Raw genomic sequence first — 12,926 nt, forward strand, 5'->3', positions numbered from 1 at the left:
CCCATCGGCGGCGGCTGCGCAGCCGAACGGGAGCAAGCTCCCTCGCCACAGGTTACGGGTTTGCTTAACCCAGCCGCTGCGCAATTTCGTCTTTGATCAACAGCCGCTTCTTCTTCAGGTTCTCCACCTCTTCATCGCTGGCACTGGCTTTTTCCGCTTTTAGCACCTTGGCGTCGGCGTCGTCGTATTGAGTGAGCAGTGAGTCCAACCGGTTGTCTTGCGCCCTGCGCTTGTGAACGTCTTCCTTGCTCAATCCCAAGTCCTGATACAGGTCGTGTTTCACTGGCATGGCGTACCTCCACAGATTGATCGATGGTCTACGCCCTTGAAGCTAGCCCATTCCAACAAGCCTTGTCATGTTTGAAGTCAAGAACGACCCGTTCGTCGCGGCGCACGCGATGGGATCAAACCTTTGCCCCGCCCTGCCCTCCACTGTAGATCGCCACCCCAGGGAGAACGGTTTTATGAATCACGTTGCCACTGCTGCCGACACCCAATGCATCAATACCCTACGCACCCTGGCCATGGATGCCGTGCAGAAGGCCAATTCGGGTCACCCTGGCACGCCCATGGGCCTGGCGCCCGTGGGGTACACACTGTGGAGTCGCTTCCTGCGTTATCACCCCGAACACCCCGACTGGCCCAACCGTGACCGTTTTGTGTTGTCGGTGGGGCATGCCTCGATGTTGCTGTATTCGCTATTGCACCTGGCCGGCGTGGTAGAGATCGACGCCCACGGCAAGCGCTCCGGCCAACCGGCCGTCAGCCTCGAGGATATCAAGCAGTTCCGGCAGATGGGCTCCAAGACCCCTGGCCACCCCGAGTACCGCATGACCACAGGCGTAGAAACCACCACGGGCCCGTTGGGCCAGGGCTGCGCCAACAGCGTGGGCATGGCCATGGCTGAGCGTTGGCTGGCTCAGCGCTTCAACCGCGACGGCCAGGTGCTGTTTGACTACGACGTCTACACCCTGTGCGGTGACGGCGACATGATGGAAGGCATCAGCAGCGAAGCCGCGTCCCTGGCCGGGCACTTGAAGCTCGATAACCTGTGCTGGATCTATGACAACAACACCATCAGCATCGAGGGCCACACTGAGCTGGCGTTCAGTGAAGACGTGCTCCAACGCTTCCAGGCGTATGGCTGGCACACCGTGCATGTCACCGACGCCAATGACTTGCAGGCCTTGAGCGTGGCGCTGGAAACCTTCAAGGCCAACACCGGCGCGCCCACCTTGATCGTGGTGGACAGCGTGATCGGCTACGGCTCACCGCACAAACACAATACCGCTGCTGCCCATGGCGAGCCGTTGGGGGACGATGAAATTCGCCTGACCAAGGCCGCCTATGGCTGGCCGCAGGATTCGAGCTTCCTGGTGCCGCAAGAGGCTCGCACAGTGTTGCACGATGCCCTTTACGAACGTGCCGAGCCGTTGTACGCCGAATGGAACCAGACCCTGGCCTCCCTCGAGCCGCAACGGGCCGATGAACTGCAACGCATGCGCGCCGGGGAAATGCCCGAGCAATGGCAAGCGCACCTGCCAGACTTTGCCGCCGATGCCAAAGGCGTCGCCAGCCGTGCCTCAGGCGGCGAAGTGTTGAATGCCTTCGCCCAACAGATCCCCTGGCTGCTGGGCGGCTCGGCGGATTTGTCGCCCTCGACCAAGACCAACCTCACCTTCGACGGTGCCGGGCGTTTCAGCGCGGATGATTACAGCGGGCGCAACCTGCACTTCGGTATCCGCGAACACGCCATGGGCGCAATCGCCAACGGCATGGCGCTGTCCTACCTGCGCCCGTATACCTCGACCTTCCTGGTATTCAGCGATTACATGAAACCGCCGATCCGCCTGGCGGCGATCATGGAATTACCCGTGATCTTCGTGTTTACCCATGACTCCATCGGCGTCGGCGAGGATGGACCGACACATCAGCCTATCGAACACCTCACCCAACTGCGGGCCACGCCGGGGCTGTTGACCTTGCGCCCGGGCGATGCCAATGAAACGCTGGAATTGTGGAAAGTCGCCTTGGCCCAGACTCATCGGCCCAGCTGTGTCGTGCTGTCACGCCAGCCGCTGCCCACCCTGGATCGCACCCAGTACGCGGCGGCCTGCGGTGCGGCCAAAGGTGCCTACGTGCTGGCCAGTGCGCAAGAGCCTGAGGTCATCCTGATAGGAACAGGCAGCGAAGTCAGCCTGGCGGTCGCCGCGTATGAGCAGCTCAAAGGTGAAGGCATTGCCGCCAGCGTGGTATCGATGCCCAGTTGGGAGCTGTTTGAAGACCAGGATCAAGCCTACCGCGACAGCGTGTTGCCGCCCGCAGTGAAAGCCCGCGTGGTGGTGGAACAGGCAGGTCCCTTGGGCTGGGACCGCTATGTCGGGCAGACCGGCGCCAAGGTGGTGATGAACAGCTTTGGCGCCTCGGCACCGCTGGCAAAGTTGCAGGAGAAATTCGGGTTTACCTTGGACAATGTGGTGAAGCTGGCCAAGCAACAGGTCCAGTTGGCCGAGCACTGACCCGCATAAGCGCGCGGGGCTGGTTCGCAGTCACGCCAGTAACCGCGCAAGTTCTTCACGGCAATAGTCGACAAATAATTGCACCGGCTTGGTCAGCGGTGCACGGCGCAACCACACGGCCGACAACCCGGACCCCGTGACCGTTTCAGCCAAGGGAATGCACACCACCTTCTGCCCATCATAGGTGTACTCGCTGAAGGGTTTGGTTACCAGGATCGAGAACCCGAACCCGCGCCCCACCATGCCCCGCACCATTTCGATGGAGGGCGAGCTGAATACGATATTCGGGGTCAGCCCGCGCTCTTCGAAGATGCTCACGAAGTAGGTACGGCTGGGCAACACATCCAGCAAAATCATTGGCTCCAGCACCAGGTCGGCCAAGGACACCCTGGCCTGCTGGGCGAAGCGGTGATCGGCCGGCAGTAACGCATAGGGCTGTTGGGGCGGCATCAGCGGCGTGGTCTCGATAGTGCCGCCCAGGTCGTGCTCAAACAACATCGCCACGTCGATACTGCCTGCGGTCAGCGCCTGCACCAATTCCTGCTGCTCGCCATCGCGGATGCGGATCTCCACCCCTGGCCAGCGTGCCTTGAAGCCGGCGATCAAGCGTGGGAGGTACAACGGCGCCACGGTTTCAAAGCAGCCGATGTCGATCTGCCCGGCCACCACGTCATTATCCGCCAGGGCGTTCTGCTCGAACTCATGGGCCACCCGCAACAGCTCCAACGCCTTGCGATAAAAGCGCGCGCCACTGGGCGTAAGGGAAACGCCCTGGGCGTGGTGGCGGATAAACAGCTGCACGCCAAAGCTGTCTTCCAGCTGTTTGATCGCCGTGGACACCGACGGCTGGGCGATATACAGCTTGCGCGACGCCTCGGCGACGCTGCCGCATTCGGCCGTGGTCACAAAATATCTGAGCTGGCGCAGGTTGTAGGCAGCCATCGGCACCTCCATAAACGTGGGTTTTCGCCCCAAACAGGTGCGCAGATACACCGGTTTTTCAAGCCACTGAAGCCCATGCAACATACCGGAGCATAAAACCAGATGAGATATTTTTTTTAAGGTCTATAGCAACAAACTTACTAATTTACCTGCCTGCGCCCATTACAGATGATCACTCCAACAACAAAGCGCCGCCCGTGCAGCGCATAGCGAAGTACGTCCACGTACTCACCTTGCCTTGGAGCTCGTCATGGTTACCACTGCAACATCCTCCGTCCCGCTCATCGAAAAACACACGATTGGATACGTGCCTCCGGAAGATCGCCATGGAAAGGTAGGAGACCTGTTCACCCTGTGGTTCGGCGGCAACATCGCGCCGTTGCCTATCGTCACTGGCGCACTGGGTGTGCAACTGTTCCACCTCAACCTGGTGTGGGGCATTGTCGCCATTCTTGTCGGCCATTTGGTCGGCGGTGTGTTGATGGCATTGCACTCGGCCCAGGGTCCGCAGATGGGCATCCCGCAGATGATCCAGAGCCGTGCGCAGTTCGGCTCCCTCGGCGCGTTGCTGGTGGTGGTGATTGCCGGGGTGATGTACATCGGCTTCTTCGCCTCCAACATTGTGCTGGCCGGTAAATCCCTGCACGGCGTGGTGGACGTTGTACCTGTACCAGTGGGCATCGTTATCGGCGCCATTGGTTCCGGGATCATCGGCATCATCGGCTATCGCTTCATCCACGTACTCAACCGCATCGGCACCTGGGTACTGGGCGCCGGCATCGTGCTGGGCTTTGGCTACATCTTCACCCATGTACAGACCACGGATTTCCTCACCCGTGGCAGCTTCAACATCTCGGGTTGGCTGGCCACCGTTTCCCTGGCCGCGCTGTGGCAGATCGCCTTTGCGCCGTACGTGTCGGACTATTCCCGCTACCTGCCAGCCGACGTGTCGGTAGCCGCCACCTTCTGGACCACCTACCTGGGCTCGGCGCTAGGGTCGAGCCTGGCGTTCATCTTCGGCGCCGTGGCAGTGCTCGCCACGCCGGTAGGCATGGACACCATGGACGCCGTCAAACTCGCCACCGGCGCCATCGGCCCGCTGATGCTGGTGCTGTTCCTGCTCAGCGTGATCAGCCACAACGCCCTCAACCTGTACGGCGCGGTGCTGTCGATCATCACCTTGGTACAGACCTTCGCCTACCGCTGGATCCCGACCGCGAAAAGCCGTGCGGTGATCTCCATCATCGTACTGGCCGCCTGTTCGATTGCGGCGGTGTTTGCTTCCCAAGACTTCATCGGTCACTTCGTCGACATGGTGCTGGTGCTGCTCGTGGTGCTGGTGCCCTGGACGGCGATCAACCTGATCGACTTCTACGCCATTCACAAAGGCCAATACGACATCGCCTCGATCTTCCGTGTGGATGGCGGCATCTACGGCAAGTACAACCCGCAGGCGCTGCTGGCCTATGCGGTGGGGATCGCGGTGCAGATTCCGTTCATGAACACGCCGCTGTACGTCGGGCCGATTTCGCAGCACATCAACGGCGCGGACTTGTCGTGGGTGGTGGGGCTGGCGGTGACCTCGCCGTTGTACTTCTGGTTGGCGAGTCGGGACAGTGCGTATAAGCGCCGGATGGACAGTGGGAAGTTGGTGGGAGGGGTTTGATACAGACGCTCGGTCGCGCCTGCCCTACCCGTTACAACGTGTAGGAGCGCGCTTGCTCGCGAAAAACTCGCAGGCGCCGCGTTCATCCAGGAGGCGCGCGTTATCGTTGACGTTTTTCGCGAGCAAGCTCGCTCCTACAAGGGGTGATGAATGGCCGTGCGGTGCCATAGGCCCGATGTTTCTCTATGATGTGGCCTTTCACTGAACATCCCTGGAACCGCCCATGCCCACTCTCACCCTGCGCAACGCCCTGCCCACCGACGCCGCACGCTGCTTTCACATTGAAACCACCGCTTACGAAGGCGACGAAGCCGCAACGCTTGAAAAGATCGCCACGCGCATCGCGCAGTATCCCGAGGGATTTCTGATCCTGGAGGAAGATGGCGCAGTGGTGGGGTTCATCAACTCGGGCTGTGCCCATGAGGTGGTAATGTCGGACGAGGCTTTCAAGGAGTTGGTGGGCCATGACGCCGAGGCGCCGAATGTGGTGATTATGTCGGTGGTGGTCGACCCGGCCCATCACGGCAAGGGCTATGCGAAAAGACTGATGACCGCGTTCGTGCAGCGCATGGGAACACTGGGCAAGCAGACGATTCATCTAATGTGCAAGCAACAGCATGTGCCGTTGTACACCCGCATGGGCTATACCTACGTGCGCCCTTCGCCGTCGGATCACGGTGGGATGGCGTGGCATGAAATGGTGATGGCGTTGAAAGCCACACCGTCGCAGTAGTGATTGTGTGTTGCAAGGCATGAAGCTGCCGAAAAGCCGTGCAGGGAACGAATGCTTTTCAACAGGTAAAAATCCTGGATTTGTCTGTGCTGTCTGACGTCAAGCCTGACGCTGCAAAGCGTTATCTCAGATTGTGCCTACAGCAACTTCTCCCGCTGTATGAGCTAACCACACAGGGGTTTCACACGCTTACATTCACGCGAAACAGGCCACATTGAGTGAAGGTTCCGGGCGCTGTAGCCTGCGAAACACCCCGCCAGGACCCTGCCCCGGCGGGGCATCTTCCTAGCTATCACAGAGGTGTAATCGTGTCTTCAATCAGTGGCTTCACCCCATCCATCCCGACCCATCAACCTGTTGACGCAAACAAGATCGATAACGATAAACCCAGGTACAACCCCTTGGAAGAAAACAGGGTTGGCGATGATGCAGAAGTGTCCGGTGGCAAGTGCGGCTGGAAGAGCGTCGGCGACGAATATCGGGCCTACGCCAATCGCAATCGGTTTGATCGCCTCTTCCTGCCTTCGGACAAAAAAGCCATCCACGTCGCTCAGGTCCATCCTCTTCCCCATCGGTTTGATCACCACTTCGTGCCTTCGGACAAAAAGGTCATCGACGACGCGCAGTTCCACCCTCTTCCCCATCGGTTTGATCAGATCTTCCTGCCTTCGGACAAAAAGGTCATCGACGACGCGCAGATCCACCCTCTTCCCCGTCGGTTTGATCACCTCTGCCTGCCGTCGGACAAAAAGGTCATCGACGACGCGCAGATCCCCCCTCTTCCCCATCGGTTTGATAACGGTTACCTGCCTGCGGACCAAAAGGTCATCGACGACGCTCCGAGCGTCGCCAATCGCGCCCCCATAGATTCCTAAATCAAATCCGACGGCAAGGGCGGTTGGGTCAAGGCGTAACAGTGCAAACGACTGTTTGCTATCCAAGCCGTTGCGCCTCTCCATGGTATTGCCAAACACGCGCTTGCCATGGGTGGGGTGCGAAAGCGTGGGCATCCGCCAGCGAGTCACCAACTGCCGGAAGCCCCACCACCGCCACTGGAACCACCACCACCGGACGAGCTGCTGCTAGAACTGCTGGAACTTGAACCGGAGCCACCGCCCGAGCCAGATCCAGCCCCCTCGCCAACCTTGCCAAAGATAATCAGCGCGACAAACGATGCGATAGGAAACGCCAGCAGCCAGCCGTCGCGGCCGTCGTCAATCACCCATCCTGCCACCACGTACACCACTACCGCCGCCAGCAACCGCACAATAAAACCGGCGCGGCTGGTGCGCCATGTCTCTCTCATGATCAGCAGCAGTACCAGGTACAACCCCAGCACCACCAAGACGCCCAATGGCCACAGCAGCCAATGGATGAAACTGACATCCACGTACTGGTTTGCCATAACCAACCCGAGGCTGTAAGCCAGCAGCCCGATCACACAGTAAAACAGCGTACGCACCTGCCACAGCGCGCCGAATATCGCGCCGCCTATCAACAGCGTCAGCGGCATGACAAACAGGAACATCGGCCACTCCAAACCGCCCGCCAGCAGCGTCAACAACAGCGTGGCCGCCACGGCGGCGATCAACGCCTTGCGCCAATGCAGCTTGCCGGCTGCAATCGCCACGCCGCCCAAGCCGCCCAGGATAAGCGCCGCCAGCAATGCCATGAATTGGGGGTTGATCCCGGCTCCCGCCAGTTGCGGCAGGTCACCGCCGTCCACCAGCACGGTCAGGGCGTCCACCCCCTGTTGCACACCGCCGGCAAAATCGCCCTGGCGAAACGCCGGGGTGATCTGTTCTTCAATAATACGATGGGCCAGCAGGTCGGTGACGATGCCTTCCAGGCCGTAGCCCACCTCGATACGTACCTTGCGGTCGTCCTTGGCCACCACCAGCAGGATGCCGTCGTTGACGTCCTTGCGTCCCAGTTTCCAGGCACGAAACAGCTGGTTGGCGTAGCCTTCGATATCGGCGCTGCCGGTGGTTGGCACCAGCAATACCGCCACTTGCGCGCCTTTGCGTTGTTCAAGGTCAGCCAGTTGTTGCTTGAGGCGCTGGGCGGTGCCCGAGTCGAGGGTGTTTGTCAGGTCAATGACCCGCTGATCAAGGGCTACCCCAATCGGCGAGGTGTCCGCATGAGCGGTGATCAACAGGCTGGAAAATACCAGGGCCAGTAGGCTGAACACCGATTGCCGCACAAGCACGATCATGTATGGTTACCTGAAGTCTCTCCCTGAAGGCGCCGACTTTACCTTATCTGCACGCAAACGCGTGACCCAGGGCCTGCGACTATCTAAACTGCCCACTACGCTGCATAGCAATTAGCCATCCACGAGAACTCCATGGACCTACGTCACCGCAACAATGTACATGTGATGGGCAACGGTCCCTCGACGCTGGTGTTTTCCCACGGCTTTGGTTGCAACCAGGCTATGTGGAATGCCTTGGCACCGCACTTTTTCGAGCGCTTTCGCGTGGTGCTGTATGACCTGGTCGGCGCCGGCCTGTCGGACGTGAGTGCGTTCGACAAAGCCAAATACAGCCGCCTGGATGGCTATGCCCATGACCTGAACGAGATTATCGACGCCTACGCCCAAGGCCCGGTGATTCTGGTGGGCCACTCGGTCAGCGCGATGATCGGCACCCTCGCCGACCGTTTCATCCCGCAGCGCATTGCCGCGCACGTGATGATTGGCCCATCGCCGCGCTATATCGATACCGAGGAATATGTCGGCGGTTTCAAGCGCGACGACATCGACGACCTGCTCGACACCCTCGACAGCAACTACCTGGGCTGGTCCAGCGCCATGGCCCCGGTGATCATGGGCGCCCCGACGCAGCCGCACCTGAGCGAGGCGCTCACCGACAGCTTCTGTCGCACCGAGCCGGACATCGCCAAGCAGTTCGCCCGCGTGACCTTCCTGTCGGATAACCGCCAGGATGTGTTCGGCCTGACCACCCCGGTGCTGATCCTGCAATCGACCGACGACCTGATCGCCCCCGTGGCCGTGGGTGAATACCTGCACACCGTGTTACCTAACAGCACTTATTGCCTGGTCGAGAATGTCGGCCATTGCCCGCATATGAGCGCCCCCCAGGCGTGTGCCGCGGCGATGGACCGGTTCCTGGCCCCTTGGGCGGCTGCCGATGCCCGTTGACCCGCTGTTTGACAGCGCGGCCTGTGCCCTGGCGGTGACCCAGGAAGATGGCACGATCCTGCACGTCAACCCGCGCTTGTGCGATTGGCTGGGCTTCACTGCGGCCCAACTGCTGGGCCGGCGTTTCCAGGACCTGCTGGCCATGGGCGGGCGGATTTTCTACCAGACGCACCTGGCGCCAATGCTGCGCATGCACGGCAGCGTCACCGAGGTGAAACTCGACATCCGCCATTGCAACGGGCACAAAGTCACGGTCTTGCTCAATGCCAACCAGCGCCAGCAGCCGGACGGCGTGGTGTATGACCTGGCGCTGTTCGGCACCACCGACCGTGACAAGTACGAGCGCGAACTGCTCAATGCGCGCAAGCAGGCCGAAGCCCTGCTGCAGGAAAAAACCGCCACGGAACTGGCCCTGCAACAGGCCCAGGCCGAGCTGAGCGAGGCCTACGCCATTGCCCAGCGCCGGGCGTTGTTTGCCGAACAGATGGTGGCGATTGTCAGCCACGACCTGAAAAACCCTCTGACGGCGATCCGCATGGCCGCCGACTTTCTCCAGCGCGGCGAGCGCACGGCCAAGGAGCGCCAGCTACTGGGGCATATCGGCCAGTCATCCGAACGCGCCCATCGCATGATTGCCGACCTGCTGGACTTCACCCAGGCCCGGGTCGGCCAGGGCATTACCATCAAGCCGCAACCGCTGGACCTGCATGGCGTTATTCATCGCAGCGTCGACGAACTGCGGGTGGCCTTCCCCAAGGCCACGCTGGTGCATCACGCCGAGGGCCAGGGCGACGCGTGCCTGGACGCCGACCGTGTGCAACAGATGATCGGTAACCTGGTGGCCAACAGCGTGGCCTATGGCGACTTGCTGCAGCCGATTACCATCACCTCACGCCTGGGCGACAACACCTGCGCGGTCGCGGTGCACAACCACGGCCCGGCGATTCCCCAAACCCTGCTGGCCGGATTGTTCGAACCCATGACCCGCGGCACCGACCAGGGCAGCGACGTGCGCAGCGTAGGCCTGGGCCTGTATATCGTGCGCGAACTGGCCAAAGTACATGGCGGCGACGTGGCGGTGAGTTCCTGTGCGAGCGCCGGTACCACGTTTACCGTGAAGTTCTAGTACAGGTACGCGGTGCCCTGCATGATCGGCTCGACACCGCCGGTCAATATCACCCCGCCCTGCCCGTCCCATTGCACCGTGACCGCGCCGCCGTCGCACTGGACCTCCACACGCTCATCGAGCAGCCCTCGCCGGATGCCGTTGACGACCGCCCCGCAACAGCATGAACCGGACCCCAGCGGCACACCGCCGCCACGCTCCCAGATACGCAGGCGGATATGGCCGCGGTCCAGCACTTGCACGAAATGCACATTGGTCCTGGCCGGAAACAGCGGGTGAACTTCCAGGGTCGAGCCCATGGCCTCAATATCGAGCGCAGTCACATCCTCTACAAAAAACGTGCAATGCGGGTTGCCCATGCTGCACGCTGCCGGCTGGCCGTCGATAGGCAACACGCAGGTGTCCACCGCCTTGGCCAAGGGTACCGACGCCCAGCCCAGCGAGGGTGCGCCCATGTCCACCGACACCCGCTGCCCATCAGCACGTGTGCATGTCAGTAAACCGCGGTCGCTAAGCAGCACGATGGTCTCGGCGCCTGCCTCATGCATCAGGCGATCGGCCACGCCACGAGTCGCGCTGCCGCAGGTTTGCAGGCGTGTTCCGTCCGGGTTCCAGAACTGAACGCGCGCGGCGGCCTGCTCACAGTCGAGCACCACCGCCAGTTGATTGAAACCGATGCCGGTGCGGCGGTTACCCAGGTGGCGGGCAATCTGCGCATTAACGGGGTTATCCTCGCCACGGCGGTCGATGATAATGAAGTCGTCGCCGTGGGCGTGCATCTTCACGAACGGCAGGGTCATGGGCGCTCCTGTGGGTGAAATGAATCACGCGGTTCTAATACCACTATAGGAGCGAGCTTGCTCGCGAAAAACTCACAGGCACCGCGTTTATTCAGGCAGTACGCGTTTTTGTTGGCGTTTTTCGCGAGCAAGCTCGCTCCTACATATGGGGTTGATGGGTCATGCTTATTGTATTCAGCGGCTTGCCTGGCAGTGGCAAGACCACGATTGCCAGGGAGCTGGCGCGACAGTTGGGCGCGGTTTACCTGCGTATCGATGTGATTGAGCAGGCGCTGCGGGAGGCTGCGGTGTTGGTGGGCGATGTGGGGGCCAGCGGCTACGGTGTGGCGAATGCGCTGGCGCTGAGTAACCTGCGCCTGGGACAGCGGGTGATCGCCGATTGTGTGAACCCGGTGAAGGAAAGCCGCGATGCCTGGCAAGCGGTGGCGACAGCGGCCGGCGTGGCACTGATCAATATCGAGGTGGTGTGTACCGATCAGCAGGCGCATCGGCGTCGAGTCGAAGGGCGTGTGGGCGATATTCCCGGGCTGGTGCCACCGACCTGGGAATCGGTACAGGCACATGAGTATGAACGCTGGGAGGTACCACCGTTCAGGCTGGATACGGCGCAGATGACGCCGGCAGAGGCTGTCGCGGCAGCCTTGCTCCATATAGGCTAAAACCCAACCCTGTGGCGAGGGAGCTTGCTCCCGCTGGGGAGCGAAGCGGCCCCGCTCTTTGTGGGACTGCTACGCAGTCCAGCGGGAGCAAGCTCCCTCACCACAATCTTTAGAAGTTACCGCGCAGCGCCTCAAGCCCGCCTTCGTAAATACCGGCAAACAATTCCTCGACTTGCGCATCGGTGGTACCCGCTGCCGGCGTGAACACGCCGGACCAGGTCACTTTCGCCGAGGTGTCCGTCAACGCTTCAACCTGCAAGGTCGACAGGTAGGCACTCACCGGAAACGGCGACGCTTCAATGGTGTAGCTGTAGGTGCGCGCCACGTTGTCGAAAGTCTGCAAGCGCTCGACAATCGTGCCGCCGTCAGCGGCGGTCAGGTGACGCACACGACCACCCTCGCTCGGCTCGCTCTTGGCAATCAAAGGCAGCCAGTCGGGCAGGCTGTTGAAGCCGCCAATTAGTTGCCAGACCTGGTCGGCCGACACCGCAATTTCAATCACAGAAGACGCTGTTGCCACGATCAATACTCCAGTCAGGAAAAAATCAGATTGCCATGCTGTCGACAACGCCACCGTCGACCCGCAGCGCGGCACCGGTCGTCGCCGAAGACAGCGGTGAAGCAATGTACGCCACCAGGTTCGCCACTTCATCCACATTGGCCGCGCGCTGGATGATCGAGGTGGGCCGCGCATGGCGCACAAACACATCCGCTTCCTCGCGGGCACTGCGCCCGGATTCGGCCGTAGCGTCCTTGAGCATGTGTTCCAGGCCATCGGTAAAGGTCGGCCCCGGCAAGATAGCATTCACCGTCACCCCAGTACCCGCCAGGCGCTTGGCCAGGCCGTGGGACACCGCCAGGTTGGCGCTTTTGGTCACCCCGTAGTTGATCATGTCGGCCGGCGTCGCCACGCCAGACTCCGACGACACGAAGATCACCCGGCCCCAGCCCTGCTCGACCATGCCCGGCACATAATGCCGCGCCAGGCGCACACCGGAGATCACATTGACCTCATAGAAGCGCGCCCACTCACTGTCCGGCGCGTCGAAGAAATCCACCGCGTCGAAGATGCCCAGGTTGTTGACCAGAATGTCGGCGCAGGGTTCGGCGGCGAAGAGTTTCTGTGCGCCTTCAACGGTGCCGAGGTCGGCCACCACACCACGCAGTTGAGCAGCGGGAACCGCCTGGCGAATGCTCGCCAAGGCGTCGTCCACCTTGCCTGCATCACGCCCGATCACCACCACCGTGGCACCGGATTGCGCCAGGGCCTGGCTGATGCCCAGGCCGATACCGGCGGTGCTGCCGCTGACAATAGCCA

Annotated in this window: 13 protein-coding genes; 7 read left to right on the top strand and 6 right to left on the bottom strand. The window is 61.2% G+C overall.

Features of this window, described 5'->3' with window-relative positions:
- Nucleotides 1–64: 64 nt before the first annotated feature.
- Nucleotides 65–289, bottom strand: coding sequence for a YdcH family protein (locus APH41_RS09310; RefSeq protein ID WP_054896555.1), 225 nt, complete (start codon nucleotides 287–289; stop codon nucleotides 65–67).
- Nucleotides 290–464: 175 nt separating this feature from the next.
- Between APH41_RS09310 and tkt the strand changes: the two genes are divergently transcribed.
- Nucleotides 465–2,519 carry a transketolase gene (tkt, locus tag APH41_RS09315; RefSeq protein WP_054918590.1) on the top strand — a complete coding sequence of 685 codons (2,055 nt, stop codon included), beginning with the start codon at nucleotides 465–467 and terminating at the stop codon, nucleotides 2,517–2,519.
- A gap of 30 nt (nucleotides 2,520–2,549) precedes the next feature.
- On the opposite strand, the gene APH41_RS09320 is transcribed toward tkt, so the two are convergent.
- Entirely contained in the window at nucleotides 2,550–3,461 is a 912-nt protein-coding gene (locus APH41_RS09320) for a LysR family transcriptional regulator (RefSeq protein WP_034125760.1), read from the bottom strand.
- 250 nt (nucleotides 3,462–3,711) lie between these two features.
- Between APH41_RS09320 and APH41_RS09325 the strand changes: the two genes are divergently transcribed.
- The 3 genes from APH41_RS09325 (at nucleotide 3,712) to APH41_RS28750 (ending at nucleotide 6,735) form a co-directional block, all read left to right on the top strand.
- A complete protein-coding gene (locus tag APH41_RS09325; RefSeq protein WP_054918592.1) occupies nucleotides 3,712–5,127 on the top strand; it encodes a cytosine permease in 1,416 nt (471 codons plus the stop codon).
- Nucleotides 5,128–5,350: 223 nt separating this feature from the next.
- Nucleotides 5,351–5,860, top strand: coding sequence for a GNAT family N-acetyltransferase (locus APH41_RS09330; protein WP_054918593.1), 510 nt, complete (start codon nucleotides 5,351–5,353; stop codon nucleotides 5,858–5,860).
- 308 nt (nucleotides 5,861–6,168) lie between these two features.
- Nucleotides 6,169–6,735: a hypothetical protein gene (locus APH41_RS28750; RefSeq protein WP_139271524.1), complete on the top strand. Its 567-nt coding sequence runs from the start codon at nucleotides 6,169–6,171 to the stop codon at nucleotides 6,733–6,735.
- 146 nt (nucleotides 6,736–6,881) lie between these two features.
- On the opposite strand, the gene APH41_RS09340 is transcribed toward APH41_RS28750, so the two are convergent.
- Nucleotides 6,882–8,075, bottom strand: a complete 1,194-nt coding sequence (locus tag APH41_RS09340; RefSeq protein ID WP_054918597.1) for a YgcG family protein — start codon at nucleotides 8,073–8,075, stop codon at nucleotides 6,882–6,884.
- 132 nt (nucleotides 8,076–8,207) lie between these two features.
- Here APH41_RS09340 and APH41_RS09345 point away from each other — a divergent pair, with 132 nt between their 5' ends.
- Nucleotides 8,208–9,023, top strand: coding sequence for an alpha/beta fold hydrolase (locus APH41_RS09345; RefSeq protein ID WP_054918600.1), 816 nt, complete (start codon nucleotides 8,208–8,210; stop codon nucleotides 9,021–9,023).
- Nucleotides 9,013–10,149, top strand: coding sequence for a PAS domain-containing sensor histidine kinase (locus APH41_RS09350; RefSeq protein WP_034125767.1), 1,137 nt, complete (start codon nucleotides 9,013–9,015; stop codon nucleotides 10,147–10,149). Before APH41_RS09345 ends, APH41_RS09350 begins: the two co-directional genes overlap by 11 nt.
- On the opposite strand, the gene dapF is transcribed toward APH41_RS09350, so the two are convergent.
- Complete coding sequence (dapF, locus tag APH41_RS09355; RefSeq protein ID WP_054918602.1) at nucleotides 10,146–10,949, bottom strand: diaminopimelate epimerase; 804 nt, start codon at nucleotides 10,947–10,949, stop codon at nucleotides 10,146–10,148. The genes APH41_RS09350 and dapF overlap by 4 nt on opposite strands.
- A gap of 161 nt (nucleotides 10,950–11,110) precedes the next feature.
- On the opposite strand from dapF, the gene APH41_RS09360 reads away from it, so the two are divergent.
- Nucleotides 11,111–11,608, top strand: coding sequence for an AAA family ATPase (locus APH41_RS09360; RefSeq protein WP_054918604.1), 498 nt, complete (start codon nucleotides 11,111–11,113; stop codon nucleotides 11,606–11,608).
- Nucleotides 11,609–11,717: 109 nt separating this feature from the next.
- Here the strand turns inward: APH41_RS09360 and APH41_RS09365 are convergent, their stop codons facing one another.
- The gene (locus APH41_RS09365; protein ID WP_054918606.1) at nucleotides 11,718–12,128 is read right to left on the bottom strand and encodes an SRPBCC family protein; all 411 of its coding nucleotides are present in this window, start codon (nucleotides 12,126–12,128) and stop codon (nucleotides 11,718–11,720) included.
- Between the two features lie 25 nt (nucleotides 12,129–12,153).
- Nucleotides 12,154–12,926, bottom strand: a 773-nt coding sequence (locus APH41_RS09370) for an SDR family NAD(P)-dependent oxidoreductase (protein ID WP_082430431.1), incomplete at its 5' end; no start/stop codon positions are given.

Source organism: Pseudomonas sp. NBRC 111138 (assembly GCF_001320835.1).
GTDB lineage: Bacteria > Pseudomonadota > Gammaproteobacteria > Pseudomonadales > Pseudomonadaceae > Aquipseudomonas > Aquipseudomonas paracarnis.

Excerpts from the sequence above, each read along its gene's own strand:
- APH41_RS09340 (WP_054918597.1), bottom strand. The coding sequence starts at position 8,075 with ATGATCGTGCTTGTGCGGCAATCGGTGTTCAGCCTACTGGCCCTGGTA.
- dapF (WP_054918602.1), bottom strand. The coding sequence starts at position 10,949 with ATGACCCTGCCGTTCGTGAAGATGCACGCCCACGGCGACGACTTCATT.
- APH41_RS09350 (WP_034125767.1), top strand. The coding sequence starts at position 9,013 with ATGCCCGTTGACCCGCTGTTTGACAGCGCGGCCTGTGCCCTGGCGGTG.
- APH41_RS09325 (WP_054918592.1), top strand. The coding sequence starts at position 3,712 with ATGGTTACCACTGCAACATCCTCCGTCCCGCTCATCGAAAAACACACG.
- APH41_RS09345 (WP_054918600.1), top strand. The coding sequence starts at position 8,208 with ATGGACCTACGTCACCGCAACAATGTACATGTGATGGGCAACGGTCCC.
- APH41_RS09360 (WP_054918604.1), top strand. The coding sequence starts at position 11,111 with ATGCTTATTGTATTCAGCGGCTTGCCTGGCAGTGGCAAGACCACGATT.
- APH41_RS09310 (WP_054896555.1), bottom strand. The coding sequence starts at position 289 with ATGCCAGTGAAACACGACCTGTATCAGGACTTGGGATTGAGCAAGGAA.
- tkt (WP_054918590.1), top strand. The coding sequence starts at position 465 with ATGAATCACGTTGCCACTGCTGCCGACACCCAATGCATCAATACCCTA.
- APH41_RS09320 (WP_034125760.1), bottom strand. The coding sequence starts at position 3,461 with ATGGCTGCCTACAACCTGCGCCAGCTCAGATATTTTGTGACCACGGCC.
- APH41_RS09330 (WP_054918593.1), top strand. The coding sequence starts at position 5,351 with ATGCCCACTCTCACCCTGCGCAACGCCCTGCCCACCGACGCCGCACGC.